The sequence below is a fragment of the Vibrio sp. B183 genome (genome assembly GCF_000740665.1).
In the GTDB taxonomy this organism is placed as follows: Bacteria; Pseudomonadota; Gammaproteobacteria; order Enterobacterales; family Vibrionaceae; genus Vibrio; species Vibrio coralliilyticus.
In genome coordinates, this window is sequence record NZ_JPQB01000019.1 from 38,573 (window position 1) to 53,819 (window position 15,247).

The following is a 15,247-nucleotide window of genomic DNA, read 5'->3' on the forward strand; positions in this document are numbered from 1 at the left end:
AATGGCGATCGTTGGTTTAGGGACAGATATTGCGGAAATTGAACGTGTTGAAAAGGCACTGTCCCGCAGCGGTGAAGCGTTTGCCCGACGTATTTTAACTGATGTCGAGCTACAACGCTTCCAATCGCTTAAGCAGCAGGGGCGGTTTTTAGCCAAGCGCTTTGCCGCTAAAGAAGCGGCGTCAAAGGCATTGGGAACTGGCATTGCATTGGGGGTGACTTTCCATGATTTCACCATTACCAATGATGAACACGGTGCGCCACTTTTGTCTTTGTCTGGTAAAGCCCTAGAGTTTGCTCAAAAAAAACAGGTGGAGAGTATCCACCTGTCTATTTCTGATGAACGGCACTACGCTGTTGCTACCGTTATTTACGAATCTAAATAAGGCGCCGCACTCGCGGTGACCTTCTCCATTTCATCTTGCAGCTCAAACAACTCCGGCTCAATATCTTCTAAGCTTGCACCTGAGAGCAAAGCTTTCTCGATGGTGGCACAGACTTTTTTCAGCCTTGGAACGCCGCAATATGAGCTGCTGCCGTGGAGCTTGTGTACGTGATGAATCAGCGTTTCGCTGTCAAAGTCATCTTCTTCCAGCGCAGCTTCAACCACATTGCTAACCTCCGGAATAAAGTCGATCAGCATTTGCAACATATCACGGGCAAGATCTTCTTTATTGGCGGATTGCTTTAACGCCGCCTGCCAGTCGATGATGATGTTGTCATGTTCAATTACGGCAGACGAAGATAGCTCGGAAGGCTCAACGTCGGGCGGTAAGTCGAGCTTCTCCATTTCAGATTCCGTGGTATTTGGGTTCCAGTGCATTAACACTTGTTGCAGCACGTGCTCCTCAATTGGCTTGGTGAGATAATCATCCATGCCCGCTCCGAGGAGTCTGTCACGTTCGCCACTCATCGCGTGCGCGGTGACGGCGATCACAGGAGTGTTGGCATTAAGCTCAATCTGCTTGATTTTGCCACAAGCGGTTACGCCATCCATGTGTGGCATCTGAATGTCCATCAGGATGATATCGAAATGCTGGGTTTCCGCTTGAGCTACTGCGTCGAGGCCGTTGGTGCAAGTCACCACTTTTTCGACCCGCTCCTGGAGGAGGGCGCTGATCAGTTTCAGGTTTGCTGGGTTGTCATCGACGGCCATAACCGTTAAAGGTAGCGTCTCGTTGTAAGCCGGTTCAATCTCAATCATTGGCAAGCTTTCTTGATTGGCGGCTAACGTTTGTAGCAGTTTCCGACGTGATAACGGCTTAGTGATGCAATGAACATGGTGTGTTTGAATCAGGTGATCCGACAGCGCCAGAGCGGTACTTGGGATACCCACAACCACTTGAGGTGCACATTGCTGGGCCTGTTTCACCCACTGTTCAACCAGCTCAGCTTCGTTGGTTTTGTTCGGCGCGAGATTAAGTAGCACATAATCGAACTGGCTAGCTTCTTCTGGGATGGATGAGCGGTAGGTGACAATCAGTCCTTCTTGTACCAGGGTTTGTTGAGTCACTGAGGCTGCTTGCATGTTCGGCTCGACAAGTAGCAAAGTACGTTGTCGCAGTACTTGGGTTTCCAGTAAGTCGCTCACTGGCATGTCCGTTGAGTTGAGTCTGAGCGTAAACCAGAAGGTTGAGCCTTGGTGCAGGCGACTGGTTAAACTGATTTCTCCCCCCATCTGACTCACTAGCTTCTGAGTGATGACCAGACCCAGCCCTGTCCCGCCGTAACGGCGAGAAATGCTGGCGTCTGCTTGGCTGAATGCTTGGAACAGTTGAGCTTGCTGGCGCTCGGAAATACCAATTCCGGTATCGCGTACCATAAACTGTAATTCAACCGCATCTTCTTTCTGTGAACGTAGCTCAACACTGATGTCGATGTTGCCTCGCTCGGTAAATTTGATCGAGTTCCCTACTAAGTTAGTGAGTACTTGCTGGATTCGCAGTGGGTCTCCAACTAGGCCTGCCGGGATCTTAGGATCGACTTTAAGGGTTAATTCGAGGCCTTTTTCATGGGCGCTGGTGGCTTGCAAGCTCACAACTTCTTCGAGGGTTTCCTGGAACTCAAACGGAATATTCTCCAGTGCCAACTTGCCTGCTTCCAGTTTAGAGAAGTCCAAAATGTCATTGATGATATTGAGCAGGTTATTGGCTGACTTTTCTATGGTCTGCAAATAATCCGCTTGGCTGTTAGTCAGTTTGGTTTTAAGCATCTGACGGGTAAAGCCAATTACGCCATTTAATGGTGTGCGAAGTTCATGAGACATATTGGCAAGGAACTCGGATTTCACGCGTGCTGCTTCCTGCGCGCGTTTTTTCGCAATATCCAATTCAACGTTCTGGATCTCAAGCTGTTCGAGCGTTTCCCGTAAGTCCGAAGTCGCCTGATCGATACTGTGTTGCATCTCCACATGGTATTCCGACAGTGAAACCGCCATCGCGTTGATACCATTTTTAAGAGAATCAAGCTCACCATGCATCTTGCCTTCAATCCGTACATCGAGATGACCGCGACGAATTCTGTCGACCATGTTCTTCATATGAGAAATCGGTCGGGTGACGTCATGCATCAGGCGATAGGCAAACACCGCGGACAGCCCCAATCCGGAGAGCAGTACTAAAAACGCTGAGAAAATCTCTTGATATTGTTGCAGGCGTAAGGAAGAGAGATCGAGCTCTACGGCAATGTAGCCAAGGGCTGGGTTGGTATCTTGCCCTTTAGGCGTCGATATCAAACCGGACTCAGCAATGATCGGCGCGCGCAAAATCAGTGTGTTCTCCTGAAGATCAGACGTCACCAGCAGAGGAATAGGTTCATTGCGTGGAAAGGTTAGGGATTCAAAGTTCGGATGAAAGTTGGAAGTAACGAATAAATCGTGGTTGTAATCGAAGACGGCGATACTGCGAACAAACTTTGAGTTTTTGCGGTGCGCATAACTGATAATTCGACGGACAGATTCGCGGCTGTTGTTTTTCAGCCCCTCTTCGCTGGCAATCGCCAGAGGTTCAATAATACTTAAGCCAGAATTGATGACCTGCTTTTCCAAGTCGTGGTAGCGATTAAAGGAGAAAAACGCACTCAGTAACAGGCCAATGATCAACGTCGGCGCGAGTGTGAGGGTAATAACGCGGGCGCGTAAGCCATATCTTGTCATTATTGTCTAAACATCGTGGTGTGGATATGGGAAAATAACTTCCACAAATAAAAGAAGCCGTCGAATCCTTAAGCATAATAAACTCGTTCGGCTCAGACAATGATTCAGGCCTGAAAAGGTGACGCCTGGACAGCAATACAGAGCAATAGTTAAAAGGCACAGAGCAAAGTATGGCGCGTTTCTTCCAACCGAAAAAGAAAACTCAACTCGACACTAAGCACCAATCGTTGAAAATCGAAAAACTCGATCATCATGGTGCAGGTATCGCTTACCAAAATAAGAAGCCAATTTTTATTGAAGGGGCACTGCCGGGAGAGCAAGTTTTAGCTCAGTTGACCGAAAGCAAGAGCAAGTTCTCACGTGCGGCGCTGATTAAGGTGCAAACGCCGAGTGAACAACGAGTTGAACCCTTCTGCCCACATTATCAGCAATGTGGAGGCTGTAATATGCAGCACCTGAGTAGTGAGCACCAGCAGATGCACAAACAGCAAACGCTGAGCCAATTGATGAGCAAGTTTGCTGGGCAGAGCCTCAACTTAGAGGCCCCGATAGTGGGCGAATCGCAAGGCTACCGTCGCCGCGCTCGCATCAGTGTCATGGTGGATAAAAAAACGCGTCAGCTGAAGTTTGGTTTCCGTAAAAAGCAGAGTAAAGACATCGTCACTCTGACTCACTGCCCCGTTTTGGCGCCGGAATTGGATGAGTTATTGCCTGAGTTATATGCGTTGCTAACGCGCTTTTCTCAACAAGAGAACATTGGTCATGTCGAGTTGGTGAAAGCTGACAACACGCGCATTCTGGTTTTGCGCCACCTCAAGCCACTGAAAGATAAAGATCATGATGCCCTGCTTGAATTTGCCACGCTCAATCAGATTACGCTTTATCTAATGCCAAACAACGAACAGCTGGTGCTTGAAGCCGGTGAAGCGGGTGTTTACAAGGAAACGGGCGTCACGATCCCGTTTGAGCCAAATAATTTCATTCAAGTTAATCAACAAGTGAATGCGCAGATGGTTGCTCAGGCGTTGGATTGGCTGGCGTTATCTGAGCAAGATCGAGTGTTAGATTTGTTTTGTGGGTTAGGGAACTTCAGCCTCCCCATCGCTAAGCAGGTAAAAAGTGTTACCGGTGTTGAAGGGGTCGATGAGATGGTGAGTAAAGCTGCTCATAATGCTCAAGTTAACCAGATTGATAATGCTCAGTTTTATCAGGCAAATTTGGAACAAGATATGTCTGGTCAGCTCTGGGCGAGAGAAAAGTTTGATAAAATACTGCTCGATCCAGCACGAGCTGGCGCCAGTGGAATTGTCGAGCAAGTTTCTGCGCTAGGTGCGACAAGAGTTGTTTATGTTTCTTGCAATCCTGCTACTCTAGCCCGAGATTCTCAGAGCTTACTAAGTCAGGGATTTGAGTTAAAGAAACTGGGGATGTTAGATATGTTCCCCCATACCAGTCACTTAGAATCAATGGCGCTTTTTGTGAAGGATTAATGCGAACTTAGCCCGTAGTGAGTAGTCTCAAAACGGGGTAGGTCGAAGATAAAAAGTATTACAGGACGAAGACGATGGTTGCGGTAAGAAGCGCACATTTGAATCAAGACGAACAGTTTGAACTAGATAATTGGATTGCGAGCCTAGAGCAAGACAATAAAGTGTCGAAACGCCTTAAAGAGGTATATCGACATTGTGAAACCATTCTACAAGACAACGATCAGGGTCCACTGCTGTTATGGCGTGGGCGTGAAATGATCGAAATTCTCATTACTCTCTCCATGGACAAAGCCACCTTAGTGGCTGCTTTGTTGTTTCCAGTGGTGTCCAGTGGGGCTTATGAACGTGAAGCGCTGGAAGAGGATTTCGGCAAAGAAACGATCAAATTGATTGATGGCGTTGAGGAAATGGCGGCACTGGGACAGCTCAATGTCACTATGGAAGGCAGCGCTGCTTCGGCTCAGGTAGATAATGTTCGCCGTATGTTATTAGCGATGGTCGATGACTTCCGCTGTGTGGTCATTAAGCTTGCTGAACGTATCTGTAATCTGATCGAGGTAAAGAAAGCCCCGGACGAAGTTCGCCAAGCTGCGGCGAAAGAGTGTTCAAACATCTACGCGCCTCTGGCAAACCGTCTTGGCATTGGTCAGTTGAAATGGGAAATTGAAGATTACGCTTTCCGTTATCAACAGCCTGACACCTACAAACAGATCGCGAAACAGCTTTCAGAGCGCCGCATCGTGCGTGAGCAATACATCACGGACTTTGTGGATGATCTCTCTAATGAAATTACCTCTTCAGGCATCAATGCGGAAGTTAGTGGGCGCCCTAAGCACATCTACAGTATCTGGCGCAAAATGCAGAAGAAGAGCTTAGCATTTGATGAGCTGTTTGATGTTCGCGCCGTCCGTATTATCGCCGACAAACTTCAGGACTGTTACGCCGCGCTGGGCGCAGTGCATACCAAATACAAACACCTGCCAAGTGAATTTGATGACTACGTTGCGAACCCAAAACCGAACGGGTATCAGTCAATCCACACTGTGATTCTTGGGCCGGAAGGGAAAACCATCGAGATCCAGATTCGTACTAAAGACATGCACGAAGACTCGGAGCTTGGGGTGGCGGCGCACTGGAAATACAAAGAAGGTGGCGGCGGCCGAAGTGGTTATGACGAGAAAATTACTTGGCTGCGTAAACTGCTTGATTGGCAGGAAGAAATGTCAGATTCGGGCGAAATGCTTGATGAAGTGCGCAGTCAGGTATTTGATGATCGAGTATACGCGTTTACGCCACGTGGCGATGTGGTCGACTTACCAATGGGCGCGACACCGCTTGATTTTGCTTACCACATTCACTCAGAAGTGGGACACCGTTGTATCGGCGCCAAAGTTGCAGGCCGTATTGTGCCGTTTACCCATAAACTAACGATGGGCGATCAGGTCGAAATCATCACAGCTAAAGAGCCGAACCCGTCTCGTGACTGGCTGAACCCATCAATGGGATTTGTCACATCGGGTCGAGCACGCGCTAAGATCAATGCCTGGTTCCGTAAGCAATCTCGTGAAAAAAACCTTGAAGCGGGCCGAGAGATTCTTGAAGCGGAGTTAGCCAAAATCAATGCGACACTGAAAGACGCCGAGCAGTATGCGTTGAAGCGCTTTAACGTCAACAGTGCCGATGAGTTGTATGTTGGTGTTGGTAGCGGTGATTTGCGCATCAACCAGATCATTAACCACATTAATGCTTTGGTGAACAAGCCAACTGCAGAGGAAGAAGATCAGCAAGCGCTAGAGAAGCTACAGGAAGCCGAGACCAAAGCGCCTGCGCAAAGCCGCCCTAAGAAAGATGCTGTGGTCGTGGAAGGGGTTGATAACCTGATGACGCACCTTGCGCGCTGCTGTCAGCCGATTCCAGGGGATGAGATTGCAGGTTACATCACTCAAGGTCGAGGCATTTCGGTTCACCGCGCCGACTGTGAACAGCTTGAAGAGCTGCGTCATCACGCGCCAGAGCGTATCATTGATACCGTGTGGGGCAGTGGTTTTGTCGGCTCTTATATCCTTACGGTTCGTGTAGAAGCGATGGAGCGTGGTGGGCTACTCAAAGACATCACCACCTTATTTGCCAACGAGAAAATCAAAGTCACCAGCATGAAGAGCCGTGTTGATTACCGTAAGCAGCTATCGATTATGGACTTTGATCTAGAGGTTACTAACATCGAGATTCTGCAGCGTGTGTCGAAACGAGTTGAACAGATTAAAGATGTTATGTCGGTAAAACGCCTCGGCTAGTTTTTACGTCGTATTTGGCTTTCTAACTGCGTTAACTTGACTATACTCGCTCCACACATAGGCAAGCTATGCTCAGGAGTCTCGTAAGTTTGTTGCCTTGTTAGAAGAGCTAACTACTTAGTAAAAAAGAGTGGTCATTCCCTAGAGTGAGACGAGCGATTGGGGATGACGATAAATTTTTAAAGGTGAGTGGTTATACCGCTCACCTTTTTCTTTAGATAGATAGGGTTAAAGGAAACAAAGATTATGAATCACCCGATTGAACGACTAGAAGCGATAATGTCGCAGCTTCGTGACCCTGAGAATGGTTGCCCTTGGGACCTAAAACAAAGTTTTGACACAATTGTTCCTCACACCATTGAGGAAACGTACGAAGTGGTGGATGCAATTCATAACCGTGATTGGCCGAACTTGCAGGAAGAGCTCGGGGACTTGTTGTTTCAGGTGATTTTTTACAGTCAACTGGCGAAAGAGCAGGGGCTGTTTGAATTCTCAGATGTTGTTGACACAGTGAATGAGAAACTGACTCGCCGTCACCCCCATGTTTTTTCTGATGTTGAATTTGAATCAGACGAAGAAATCAACGCCAACTGGGAAGCGGAAAAAGCCAAAGAAAAAGCTGAAGTCGGCAAAAAAGAACAAAGTATCCTAGACTCAATACCGAGTTCGCTCCCGGCCCTTTCACGAGCGACCAAAATTCAGAAAAAGTGCGCTAAATTTGGTTTTGATTGGGACTCGCTCGGTCCGGTTGTCGACAAGGTGCGCGAAGAGGTCGATGAAGTCATGGATGAGGCGCTGCAAGTGGCCCCCGATGATGAAAAAGTAGAGCTTGAGCTGGGAGATTTGTTGTTTGCGGTCGTCAACTTAAGCCGTCATCTTGGACAAAATCCTGAATCGGCATTAAGCAAAGCAAACCTCAAATTTTCTCATCGTTTTAAAGGTGTTGAGAAGATGGTAGCTGAGCAAAGTAAGCAGTTGACGGACTTCGATTTACAGCAACTCGATAGCATGTGGGATGAAGTGAAACGGCGAGAGTCGCAACAATAAACCCAGTGTATCGAGCTGCTCGAATTTGATTTGAAGCAAAAAATAAAAAATTACAGTGTGATAGATTTCACGTTGTGGCGATAAGGGTCTTCTGGTATATTTATCTCCCGTCCAGAAGAAATCCATTTCCCTCATTCAACCAATTTCAGGTTAAACATGACGACAAATTACATTTTTGTTACTGGCGGGGTTGTATCCTCTCTAGGTAAAGGTATTGCAGCAGCATCTCTTGCCGCTATTCTTGAAGCTCGTGGTCTTAAAGTGACTATGATGAAGCTTGACCCTTACATCAACGTTGACCCGGGCACAATGAGCCCAACTCAGCACGGTGAAGTGTTCGTTACGGAAGATGGCGCAGAAACTGACCTAGACCTTGGTCACTACGAGCGTTTCATTCGCACCAAGATGACTAAGCGCAACAACTTCACTGCCGGTCGTGTTTACGCAGATGTTCTACGCAAAGAACGTCGCGGTGATTACCTAGGCGCAACGATTCAGGTTATCCCTCATATCACTAACGCCATCAAAGACCGTGTAATCGCAGGTTCTGAAGGTCATGACGTTGCTATCGTTGAAGTCGGCGGTACAGTGGGTGATATCGAATCACTACCATTTATGGAAGCAATTCGTCAGCTAGCAGTCGAGCTGGGCCGTGAGCGTGCTATGTTCATGCACCTGACACTGGTTCCTTACCTTGCCGCAGCAGGTGAAGTGAAAACTAAGCCGACTCAGCACTCAGTTAAAGAGCTGCTGTCTATCGGTATCCAACCAGATATTCTCGTTTGTCGCTCTGATCGCATGATCCCAGCGAACGAGCGTAAGAAGATCGCTCTTTTCTGTAACGTACAAGAAAAAGCGGTTATCTCTATGAAGGACGTAGATTCAATCTACAAGATCCCTCAATTGATCAAATCTCAAGGTCTTGACGACCTGGTTTGTTCTCGTTTCGGTATTTCTGCTCCTGAAGCTGATCTGACTGAGTGGGAACAGGTTATCTATGAAGAAGCAAACCCGACGGCAGAAGTGACCATTGGTATGGTCGGTAAGTACATCGAACTGCCGGATGCTTACAAGTCGGTCAACGAAGCGCTGAAACACGCAGGTCTGAAGAACCGTTTGAGCGTTAAGATTAAGTACGTTGACTCACAAGACGTAGAAACCAAAGGCGAAGAAGCGCTGGAAGGTCTGGATGCTATCCTAGTTCCTGGTGGTTTCGGTGATCGTGGTGTGGAAGGCAAAATCCGTGCGGCGCAATACGCTCGTGAAAACAAGGTCCCTTACCTAGGTATCTGTCTGGGTATGCAAGTGGCACTGATTGAATACGCGCGTAACGTTGCGGGTATGGAAGGTGCACATTCAACAGAATTTAACAAAGAGACGAAGTACCCTGTGGTAGGTTTGATCACAGAGTGGGTAGACGGCGAAGGTAAAGTTGAAGAACGTACCGAAAAGTCTGACCTAGGCGGTACGATGCGTCTTGGTTCGCAGCTATGTCACCTAGAGAAAGGGACTAAAGCTCGTGAACTCTACGGTAGCGCGACTATTCATGAACGTCACCGCCACCGTTACGAAGTGAACAACAATCTGCGTCCAAAAATTGAAAAAGCGGGCCTAAAAGTGTCAGGCCTGTCAGCAGATAAGAAACTTGTGGAAGTTATTGAGAATCCAGCTCACCCATGGTTTGTAGCGGCTCAGTTCCACCCAGAGTTCACTTCGACACCTCGCGATGGTCACCCACTATTCGCAGGGTTCGTGAAAGCGGCAGGTGAATTCCAACGCAGCGAATTAGAGAAGTAAAAAGGATACGGGCAGTGGCGAAGGTTGTGCTGCTGCCTTTTAAATTTGACATTTATATTTGAACGAGAGGAAACATTAATGTCTAAGATCGTTAAAGTTCTAGGTCGTGAAATCATCGACTCACGTGGTAACCCAACTGTAGAAGCTGAAGTACACCTAGAAGGCGGTTTCGTAGGTATGGCTGCTGCTCCATCTGGCGCATCAACTGGTTCACGTGAAGCTCTTGAGCTACGTGACGGCGACAAAGCTCGTTTCCTAGGTAAAGGTGTTCTTAAAGCTGTTGAAGCGGTAAACGGTGAAATCGCTGAAGCTCTAGTTGGTAAAGACGCGAAAGACCAAGCTGCAATCGACGCAGTTATGATCGACCTAGACGGTACTGAAAACAAATCTAAGTTCGGTGCTAACGCAATCCTAGCGGTTTCTCTAGCAAACGCTAAAGCTGCAGCAGCAGCTAAAGGCATGCCTCTATACGAGCACATTGCTGAGCTAAACGGTACTGCTGGTCAGTTCTCTATGCCTCTACCAATGATGAACATCATCAATGGTGGTGAGCACGCAGACAACAACGTTGACATCCAAGAGTTCATGATCCAACCAGTTGGTGCTAAGACTCTTAAAGAAGGTCTACGTATCGGTGCTGAAGTATTCCACAACCTAGCTAAAGTTCTTAAGTCTAAAGGCTACAGCACTGCAGTTGGTGACGAAGGTGGTTTCGCTCCTAACCTTAAGTCTAACGCTGAAGCACTAGAAGTTATCGCAGAAGCAGTTGCTGCTGCTGGTTACGAACTAGGTAAAGACGTAACTCTAGCGATGGACTGTGCGGCATCTGAGTTCTTCGACAAAGACGCTGGCATCTACAACATGAAAGGGGAAGGTAAGACTTTCTCTTCTGAAGAGTTCAACCACTACCTAGCTGAGCTAGCTAACCAATTCCCAATCGTTTCTATCGAAGATGGTCTAGACGAGTCTGACTGGGATGGCTTCAAGCACCAAACTGAACTACTAGGTAGCAAGCTTCAACTAGTTGGTGACGACCTATTCGTTACTAACACTAAGATCCTTGCTGAAGGTATCGAGAAAGGCGTAGCTAACTCTATCCTTATCAAGTTCAACCAAATCGGTTCTCTAACTGAGACTCTAGCTGCAATCAAGATGGCTAAAGACGCAGGTTACACAGCAGTAATCTCTCACCGTTCTGGCGAAACTGAAGATGCAACTATCGCTGACCTAGCGGTAGGTACAGCTGCAGGTCAAATCAAGACTGGTTCTATGAGCCGTTCTGACCGTGTTGCTAAGTACAACCAACTTATCCGTATCGAGGAAGCTCTAGGTTCTAAAGCTCCTTACAACGGTCTTAAAGAAGTTAAAGGCCAGTAATTCATAGTTTGAATTATTAGCTTAAAGCTTTAATGAATGCCTCACTTTTTAGTGGGGCATTTTGTGTTTTAGAGCTTAGGAACTATGAGACGTTCTGACCGTGTTGCTGCTACACCTAAAAGAAAGCAACCAACTAATCCGTATCGAAGAAGCTCTAGGTGCTAAAGCTCCTTACAACGGTCTAAAAGAAGTTAAAGGTCAGTAATTCATAGCTTGAATTATTAGCTTAAAGCTTTAAAAACGCCTCCGGTTTCGGGGGCGTTTTTAAAGCTTTAAAAACGCCTCCGGTTTCGGGGGCGTTTTTGTTTTTAGGGAAGAGACTAGGCAGGGGTAAGTCAAGCAGGCACTAACGCTAGGTTTTTCGGGTTTTGCCTTTCTTTGAATGCAATGTTTAACCTCTTGTTACCCGAACGGCTTCGATTCGGCGTTTCTCCATTTCTCCTCGTATTGCGGCACCTTTGAATCCATCTTGTATGATGTCTTGAACGTTAACCGCCAGTGCTGCTTGGTATGCCTGCTCAAAAATAGTTTTTTGAGGGTACTCAATATCTTCGAAGCCGGTACGACCGCGGCTGTCAGCCATGCAAGACAGCAAGATTTCTTCTAAACGTTCGGGCTTACGCCATACATCAAAGCCATTGAGGATTTTGATAATGGTATCGGCTCTAAGCTCTGCTGCTCGGTGGATATTGGAGTGTTGCTCACACACCATTAACGCAAGATCGCGATATTCATTCGGAATACGGACACGCTCACACAGTTTTTTGATGATGCTAAGGCCCGTGTGACAGTGCTTCTTGTGGCTCGGCCACTCATTTTTTGGGGTCACTCCCTTGCCTAAATCGTGCATCTGTGCGGCAAAGCGCACTCTGTTAGAGGGGCTGAGTAGGGCAGCCTGTTTCGCCACTAAAAGGTTGTGAATACCGGTATCAATTTCTGGGTGCCACTTTTCTGGTTGAGGTACACCAAACAAGCGATCCAATTCAGGAAGTATCACTTTGAGGGCACCGCAGTCACGCAGGACCGATAGAAAAATCTGTGGATCTTGGGTTGATAGCGATTTGTGCCATTCCTGCCACACACGTTCAGCCGTTAAATGAGTTAACTCTCCAGACTCGACAATCTGAGCCATTAGCTGTTGAGTTTCTGGGGCGATGGCAAAACCAAGGTGATGCAATTTCGCCGCGAAGCGCGCGACTCTAAGTACGCGAAGAGGATCTTCTGTAAAAGCATCTGAAACGTGGCGAAGAACGCGATCATTGAGATCTTTTTGGCCGCCGTAAGGGTCGATAATCCGACCTTGCTCATCTTCTGCCATTGCATTGATAGTCAGGTCTCGGCGAATCAGGTCCTCTTCAAGGGTGACATCAGGAGCAAAATAACAATCAAAGCCTTTGTAGCCTGAGCCAGTTTTGCGTTCGGTTCTTGCTAGGGCATGCTCTTGCTTGGTTTTAGGGTGTAGGAACACAGGGAAGTCCTTTCCAACAGCAACAAACCCCTGGTTCAGTAATACCTGAGGCGATGCGCCAACCACGACCCAGTCTTGGTCGTAAACGTCGATTTTCAGCAGTTTATCGCGGACTGCACCACCAACCAGAAATATTTGCACAGATGTCTCTCTTAAATTCGGATTTTAGAATTGGCTATTCATGCCAGCAATGGTACTTTTCTTATCGGTAAATTCCCAGAGACGAGAAGTATGTATAAACAACATTTTGGATTCACAGAGCTGCCGTTTTCGATTGTGCCGAATTCTCGTTTCCTGTTCCAAAGCCAAAGGCATAAAGAAGCGCTGTTTCGCTTACAAGCAGGCCTTGGCGAGGGTGGGGGCTTTGCGATGTTGTCTGGTGAAGTTGGTACCGGGAAGACAACCGTTGCACGCGCATTGCTGAAATCACTCGGTACGGATACTCAGCCTGGTCTAATCCTCAACCCTACCTTTTCAAGCATAGAGTTGCTTGAAGCAATCTGCGATGAATTTTCGATTGAGTATCAATCTGGCGCAACGCTCAAACAACTGAATCAGAAGATTCATGAATTTCTGCTCAGTACATATGCGAATGGTATTCAGACTTTGCTGGTGATCGACGAAGCACAGCATTTGTCCGCTGAAGTGCTAGAGCAGTTGCGCTTATTGACTAATCTTGAAACGGACAACCAGAAGCTACTCAAAGTGCTACTTGTTGGCCAACCAGAGTTACAACAGAAATTGCAGATGCCTCAGTTGCGCCAGCTAGCGCAGCGTATTACGGGGCGATACCACCTGTTGCCATTGGATAGCAAAGAAACCGCCAGTTATATTCAGTATCGTCTTGAATTGGCGGGTGGCGAAGCGAGTTTGTTTTCTGCTAAGTCGCTCAAGCATATTGCTCAGCAGTCGCTGGGTATTCCACGCCTGATTAATCTGATTTGTGATGCAGCTTTAAAACGAGCTTACAGCATCGGAGAAGCGGTACCGAGCCATTCAAGTGTTGAAGCGGCTTGTGAAGAGGTGATGAGTTTTCAAACCTCGTATCATCAGCCCGCTCAACCAGTGCCTTCATTGCCACAGCGTTCTCCACTGGGTATTGCCGCTGCCGTAGGAGCTGTACTGGCTGTCGGTAGTTATTGGTTAGCTCCAATGCTTTTCAGTGCGTCGATTGAAGCGCACCTAAGTGAAGCGTATCCAGCGTCAAATGTGGAAGCGATAGAAAAGGAAGTTTTTCCTGTTGAATTACAATCCACTCTGGCTCGTGCAACGGATTTCCAGCAGGGTATCGCGGAGCTTTACCATGTGTGGGGGCTGAATGCGTCTGTGGCTGAGCGCCTTTGCCAGCAAAGTGATCAAAGTGCGTTCCGTTGTACTCAATCACGTGGAACGCTGAATACGCTCAGACAAGCTAATGTTCCCGTGCTTTTGTCTCTCAGCAAAGACGGCCTGCAAAGTTATGCTGTGCTATATAAGCTCACACAGAATTCTGCTCAGCTCTTGTTAGGAACGGAGCGAATTGAACTGCCTATCTCCAAGCTCAAGGAATTATGGCAGGGGCAATATCACCAGATCTGGCAAGGTTACTGGCATCAGACTTTGAAACCTAATATGTCAGGACATGCGATCGCTGAATTGGATGCTCGTTTGTCTAAAGTTCTGGGTGAGCCCGAAAGAGAGTCCGATGTTTATGATCAGGAACTGATGCGTAAGGTTGAGCTTTTCCAGCAATGGCAGGGACTCCATGTGGATGGCATTGCCGGACGAAGAACCTTGCAGCGTCTTGAAAAGTTATCTCAAGAGCATGCCCCTTCGTTAACTGCCTCAGAGGAGAAAGCATAATGTCAAAAGTACTACAGGCTTTAGACCACTCTGAGCAAAACCATCAGACATTTAACAGCGTGAATCATTACCAATCAGTCAATGATGTGCGACCTCGACGGACGGTATCAGGCTGGTTGTTAGCTACGGTTATTGTTGCCCCTGCGTTGGTGACGGGAGCTCTAAGTACATATCAGAGTTACCTCGAGCAACGAGGGCAATGGCAGGCGAGCCATCAGGCGAAACCTCAAGTGCTAGAAGTCCCGTTTGCGTATCAGACTTTGCCTTACCCATCATTTAGCGAGCTTCGTGAAACTTACGAATATGCTAAGGCTGACACTGGTCATATAGAAGTGGCAAGCGAAGAAACTCAACCACCAGTGGTTCAACCTCAAGAACCTGTTCAGCCGCGCGTTCAGCCGCCTGCTCAGCCACAAAACAGTACACTATTGGATGGTTTAGATTTATCTGGCTTATCACCTGAACTGGCTATGCGGGTTGAATCTGCACTGGAGTCGAGTGCAAACCCAGAGCCGAAATATGATGACAGTGAGGCGTCCGATCTAGCGATATACAGTCGCCAGTGGCAAGGAAAGCTGCCACCGCTGAATTTCCAGACACACGTTTACTCAAGCAACCCAGACAAACGTTGGGTGAAAGTCAATGGGACCGAATATCGCGAAGGTGACTGGATTAGCAATGACATTCAATTGCAGCACATTGAACCGCAACGCAGTGCGATTTCATTTAAAGGCTCGGTGATTGAAGTGCCAGCTTTATATGACTGGAAAGGATAATAA

At 47.5% G+C, this 15,247-nt stretch carries 10 protein-coding genes; 8 read left to right on the forward strand and 2 right to left on the reverse strand.

Annotated features, from left to right (window positions below; all coding sequences use genetic code 11):
• The first annotated feature begins 1 nt into the window (after position 1).
• Positions 2 to 385 (forward strand): holo-ACP synthase, encoded by a 384-nt coding sequence (gene acpS / locus IX95_RS20600; RefSeq protein WP_038163640.1) that lies wholly within the window; start codon positions 2 to 4, stop codon positions 383 to 385.
• Here the strand turns inward: acpS and barA are convergent.
• Entirely contained in the window at positions 370 to 3,153 is a 2,784-nt protein-coding gene (gene barA / locus IX95_RS20605) for a two-component sensor histidine kinase BarA (protein ID WP_038163643.1), read from the reverse strand. The genes acpS and barA overlap by 16 nt on opposite strands.
• 170 nt (positions 3,154 to 3,323) lie before the next feature.
• Here barA and rlmD point away from each other — a divergent pair, with 170 nt between their 5' ends.
• From rlmD to eno, 5 genes are all read left to right on the forward strand, one after another.
• Positions 3,324 to 4,643 carry a 23S rRNA (uracil(1939)-C(5))-methyltransferase RlmD gene (rlmD, locus tag IX95_RS20610; protein ID WP_038163645.1) on the forward strand — a complete coding sequence of 440 codons (1,320 nt, stop codon included), beginning with the start codon at positions 3,324 to 3,326 and terminating at the stop codon, positions 4,641 to 4,643.
• A gap of 74 nt (positions 4,644 to 4,717) precedes the next feature.
• Positions 4,718 to 6,937 carry a GTP diphosphokinase gene (gene relA / locus IX95_RS20615; protein ID WP_038163647.1) on the forward strand — a complete coding sequence of 740 codons (2,220 nt, stop codon included), beginning with the start codon at positions 4,718 to 4,720 and terminating at the stop codon, positions 6,935 to 6,937.
• A gap of 246 nt (positions 6,938 to 7,183) precedes the next feature.
• On the forward strand, positions 7,184 to 7,984 hold the full coding sequence (mazG, locus tag IX95_RS20620; protein WP_038163650.1) for a nucleoside triphosphate pyrophosphohydrolase: 801 nt from the start codon (positions 7,184 to 7,186) through the stop codon (positions 7,982 to 7,984).
• A gap of 156 nt (positions 7,985 to 8,140) precedes the next feature.
• Positions 8,141 to 9,781 (forward strand): CTP synthase, encoded by a 1,641-nt coding sequence (locus IX95_RS20625; RefSeq protein ID WP_038163652.1) that lies wholly within the window; start codon positions 8,141 to 8,143, stop codon positions 9,779 to 9,781.
• Positions 9,782 to 9,859: 78 nt separating this feature from the next.
• Complete coding sequence (gene eno, locus IX95_RS20630) at positions 9,860 to 11,158, forward strand: phosphopyruvate hydratase (protein WP_038163654.1); 1,299 nt, start codon at positions 9,860 to 9,862, stop codon at positions 11,156 to 11,158.
• A gap of 391 nt (positions 11,159 to 11,549) precedes the next feature.
• Here the strand turns inward: eno and IX95_RS20640 are convergent, their stop codons facing one another.
• Complete coding sequence (locus IX95_RS20640; RefSeq protein ID WP_038163656.1) at positions 11,550 to 12,767, reverse strand: multifunctional CCA addition/repair protein; 1,218 nt, start codon at positions 12,765 to 12,767, stop codon at positions 11,550 to 11,552.
• A 90-nt stretch (positions 12,768 to 12,857) separates the two neighbouring features.
• Between IX95_RS20640 and IX95_RS20645 the strand changes: the two genes are divergently transcribed.
• Together IX95_RS20645 and IX95_RS20650 are read left to right on the forward strand one after the other, a co-directional pair.
• Positions 12,858 to 14,468, forward strand: a complete 1,611-nt coding sequence (locus tag IX95_RS20645; RefSeq protein ID WP_038163658.1) for an ExeA family protein — start codon at positions 12,858 to 12,860, stop codon at positions 14,466 to 14,468.
• Positions 14,468 to 15,244, forward strand: coding sequence for a general secretion pathway protein GspB (locus tag IX95_RS20650; protein ID WP_038163660.1), 777 nt, complete (start codon positions 14,468 to 14,470; stop codon positions 15,242 to 15,244). The genes IX95_RS20645 and IX95_RS20650 overlap by 1 nt, the downstream gene beginning before the upstream one ends.
• Positions 15,245 to 15,247: the final 3 nt, after the last annotated feature.